The sequence below is a fragment of the Mycobacterium sp. genome, assembly GCF_049281135.1.
In the GTDB taxonomy this organism is placed as follows: domain Bacteria; phylum Actinomycetota; class Actinomycetes; order Mycobacteriales; family Mycobacteriaceae; genus Mycobacterium.
On sequence record NZ_JBAPRN010000374.1, the window covers coordinates 1 to 3959 of the forward strand.

The following is a 3959-nucleotide window of genomic DNA, read 5'->3' on the forward strand; positions in this document are numbered from 1 at the left end:
GGCTGCAATGGCAGCTCGACGAGCAACTCGCCACCACGCAGTCGCAGGCGATTTCCGCGGGAATGTCGCTGGGGATCATGCACGACCTCGCCGTCGGCGTGCATCCCAACGGCGCCGACTCCTGGGCGCTGCAGGACGCGTTGGCCCTCGGGGTGTCCGCCGGCGCGCCGCCAGACGAGTTCAACCAGCTTGGCCAGGACTGGTCGCAACCGCCGTGGCGTCCGGACCGCCTCGAAGAGCTGGAGTATCAACCGTTCCGGGCCCTGATCCGCAGCGTGTTACGGCACGCCGGCGGGGTGCGCATCGATCACATCATCGGCTTGTTCCGGCTGTGGTGGATTCCGAAGGGCCAAGCCCCCACCGAGGGCACGTATGTCCGTTATGACCACGAGGCGATGATCGGCATCGTCGCGCTGGAGGCTTATCGCGCCCTGGCGCTGGTGGTTGGTGAGGATCTGGGCACCGTTGAGCCATGGGTGCGCGACTATCTACGGGGACGCGGCGTGCTCGGCACGTCGATTCTGTGGTTCGAACTGGACCGCGACGGTGGTGGCGGTCCGCTGCCGGCCGAGCGCTGGCGCGAATATTGCCTGTCGTCGGTGACCACTCACGACCTACCGCCGACCGCCGGCTATCTCGCCAACGAGCATGTGCGCCTACGGGATTCGCTGGGCTTGTTGACCCGGCCGGTCGAGCAGGAGCTTGCGGCCGCCGAAGCCGAGCGGGCGGCGTGGCTGGCGGAGTTGCGTCGAGTCGGCCTGCTGTCGAAACACGCCGACGTCGAGGAGACCGTGCTCGCCCTGTACAAGTATTTGGGCCGGACGCCGTCGCGGCTGCTTGGCCTTGCCCTGACCGACGCTGTTGGCGATCAGCGCACGCAGAACCAACCGGGCACCACCGATGAATACCCCAACTGGCGGGTTCCGCTGAGTGGTCCCGATGGCCGCCCGATCCTGCTCGAAGACGTGTTCACCAATCACCGCGCGATCGCTCTGGCCGACGCCATGCGAGCCCAGACGGCCGTCCGCCCGGCCGAACCGGCCTGTTAGCTTCAATTTGCCATGAAGACCGTCAAATTCGCCGTCGTCGCCCCGGTCGCTGCCGGTGTTACCGCAGACCCGCGGTGGATGGCGCCGTTCGCCCGCCACGTTGAAGCATGCGGCTTCGAATCGATCGTCGCCGTCGAGCACACCGTCCTGGCGACTCGCTACGACAGCGTTTATCCCTACGACCCTTCGGGCCGGGTGGAATTGGCGTCCGACTGCCCAGTCCCCGATCCGCTTGACCTGCTGGCGTTTCTCGCCGCCCACACCGATCGGCTCGGGCTGGCCACCGGAGTTCTCGTGCTGCCCAACCATCATCCGGTGGTGCTGGCCAAGCGGGTGGCGACCGTCGATGCGTTGTCGGGTGGAAGGCTTCGGTTGTGCGTCGGAGTGGGCTGGCTGCGAGAAGAGATCGAGGCGTGCGGCACCGAGTTCGAAAGCCGGGGTCGACGCGCCGACGAGCAGTTGGCGGTGCTGCGGGGGTTGTGGGATCCGCAGCCGAACGGCGTCACTCATCACGGCGAGTTCTTCGAGTTCGCCAATGTGGTCTGCAGTCCGAAACCAGTTGCCGGGAAGCATCTTCCGTTGCATATTGGCGGACACAGTAAAGCGGCGGCCCGACGGGCCGGTCGCTTCGGCGATGGCTTTCAGCCGTTGGGAGTGGCCGGCTCCAAGCTGGAGGTATTGCTGGGGTTGATGCGCGACGAGGCGGCGGCCGCCGGACGCGATCCGGCAGATATCGAAGTGTCGCTGGGTCATTCGGTCACCAAAGTCGACCCCGAGCGCGCTGAGCGATTGGTCGCCCAAGGCGCCGGTCGACTGGTGCTGGCCATGCCGCCGACCACCGACCTCGAGCAGGCCAAGGACGAGCTGTCGGCCTGTGCCCAACGGCTTTCCCTGTCGACATGACGCTCAGCGGGCTCGACCGGGCGGCTCTCGCCGATCTCGTACATCGTTACGCCGCATATGTCGACGACCGTCGATTCGATGCTGTCGCAGATCTTTTCACCGAAGAAGCGGAACTGACACTGCCTGACCCGCCGGCGACGTTGGAACCGGTTCGCCAGCACCGTGGTCGTGCGGCCATCAGGGACGTGGCGGCTACCGTCGCTGCCACAATCCGCACCCAGCACGCCGTTATCGGCGAGGTCTATGACGCCGGTCCCCGGCCCGGAACTGCCCGCGGGCGCATCGCCTGCATTGCGCATCATTGGATCCAGCACGGGGATCAGCTCCGCGACGCGACCTGGCATCTGCGATACGACGACGAATATCAGTGCATCGACACGACGTGGCGGATTCGCAGCCGGGTTTTGACGATCGACGCCATTGACAACCGGCAGGTGCGGCAGGTGCGAGGTGCGTCTTCGGGCTGACGGCCGATCAGGCTCTGGTACCCCGGCCGGCAAGTTCTTCGAGTAAATCAGCTGCCCTGGTGAGGCTTTCGGCAGGTGTACTCATTTTCGTCGCCACCGTGCGCGCCTGCGCGGCGTATTTCGGAGAGAGGATCTGGTGCAGGTCGGCGGTCAGCGAATCCAGAGTGCTGTCCGAAAAGCGCCGCCCGAAGCCGACTTCGAGGTATTCGATGGCCGCCGCCCACATCGGCTGATCGAGCCCGTTCCAGAGGATCAACGTCGGAGTTCCAGCGCGCAGGCCGGCTGCCGTCGTACCGGCGCCGCCGTGGTGCACTACCGCGCAGCAGGCCGGGAATATGGCCGCATGGTTCACCTCACGCACGACCTTGACGTTGTCTACATTCGGGACACCACCAAAGTCGTTGACGTCCATGCATATCAAGGCTCGGGCGCCGACCCGCGAACACGCGGCGCCGACCACGGCGATCGTGTCAGTTGGCGCGGGCATTGGTGTGCTGCCGAAGCCGAAGTACACGGGCGGCGGTCCAGCAGCGATCCACGACAGCGCCTCGTCGTCGGTGTCGGTGGGTAATTGCAGCGTCAGCGCGCCGACGAAAGGCCGTCGATCGTCTTCAGCCGCCCATTGGGCCGCCAAGGCGGGCAGGCAAAGCTCCTCGTACGCCTGGATCTCCAGCGGTCGCTCGCCCGGTTGCGGTTCGTCGGGCAAGCCGAGCGCCTGGCGCTGGGCGCGATCAGTCTGCGTCGTCGCGCCGCCCGGCGGAGATCCGGGTTGCAGGATCTGCGACGGGAAGAAGTGCAGCGCCGCCAGCGGAATACGGCGATACTCAGCGATATTGGCGGCCGGCACCTGCTCGGTCATCCCCGCCACCAGCAGGTCGGCGTCACCGGTCAAAGACGCCAAAGTCGCGTGCTTCTCCGCCACGACCTGAGCAACGTATTCGACGGCTTGCGGGATTGTGCCGGCTGGGTTCTGCAGCATCCGGGTGAAGTCCTCGTCACCGAGGAGTTCCTGCCAATCCCGTCCATACGGGACCGAAACAAGACCCGCCGTCTCGACGTACGCCCTCATCTCCGGCGACACCGTTGCGGCCATGCGTACATCGTGACCCCGGCGGCGCAGTTCCGCGCCGACGGCGAAAGCGGGCTCGACATCGCCCCGACTGCCATAGGCCGCCACGACGATCTTCATGGGAGGAAACCTAACTTGCAGTGAAGCGGCTCAGTCAATTTTCGGCAGCGGAATACCCTCGCTGGTCGAGAACGCAGCGTCGCTTTGCGTCGAGAGCCCCAGCGATACGATCGAACGGGCGAAGAGGGCATCGGTGAGATATGCCAGCGCGACAGCCCATCGGTTGACCCCGCGAGGTATCGCATACAAGTGGTAGGCGCGGGTGACGAATTTGGCTGGGAATCCTGACAGTTGGATCTTCAATGGGTTTGCCACTGCCTGATGCGGCCCCAGGTCGACCACCAAACCCATGTCGTGGTGCCTGTACTCACGCTTCTTCCCGCGCCCGAGGCTGGCGGCCACGTTGCCGCC

4 protein-coding genes and 1 pseudogene are annotated in these 3959 nt (G+C 65.7%); 3 read left to right on the plus strand and 2 right to left on the minus strand.

What is annotated here, in order from left to right:
- The 3 genes from WAN02_RS15080 to WAN02_RS15090 form a co-directional block, all read left to right on the plus strand.
- Positions 1-1049 (plus strand): 4-alpha-glucanotransferase (locus tag WAN02_RS15080; RefSeq protein ID WP_422265007.1); only part of this gene is annotated, 1049 nt, incomplete at its 5' end.
- Between the two features lie 12 nt (positions 1050-1061).
- Positions 1062-1952 (plus strand): LLM class F420-dependent oxidoreductase, encoded by an 891-nt coding sequence (locus tag WAN02_RS15085; RefSeq protein WP_422265008.1) that lies wholly within the window; start codon positions 1062-1064, stop codon positions 1950-1952.
- On the plus strand, positions 1949-2419 hold the full coding sequence (locus tag WAN02_RS15090) for a nuclear transport factor 2 family protein (RefSeq protein ID WP_422265009.1): 471 nt from the start codon (positions 1949-1951) through the stop codon (positions 2417-2419). The genes WAN02_RS15085 and WAN02_RS15090 overlap by 4 nt, the downstream gene beginning before the upstream one ends.
- Positions 2420-2426: 7 nt before the next feature.
- Here the strand turns inward: WAN02_RS15090 and WAN02_RS15095 are convergent, their stop codons facing one another.
- Positions 2427-3608: a glycosyltransferase gene (locus WAN02_RS15095; protein WP_422265011.1), complete on the minus strand. Its 1182-nt coding sequence runs from the start codon at positions 3606-3608 to the stop codon at positions 2427-2429.
- A gap of 30 nt (positions 3609-3638) precedes the next feature.
- Positions 3639-3959 (minus strand): annotated as a pseudogene (locus WAN02_RS15100) (NAD(P)/FAD-dependent oxidoreductase); the annotation flags it as partial.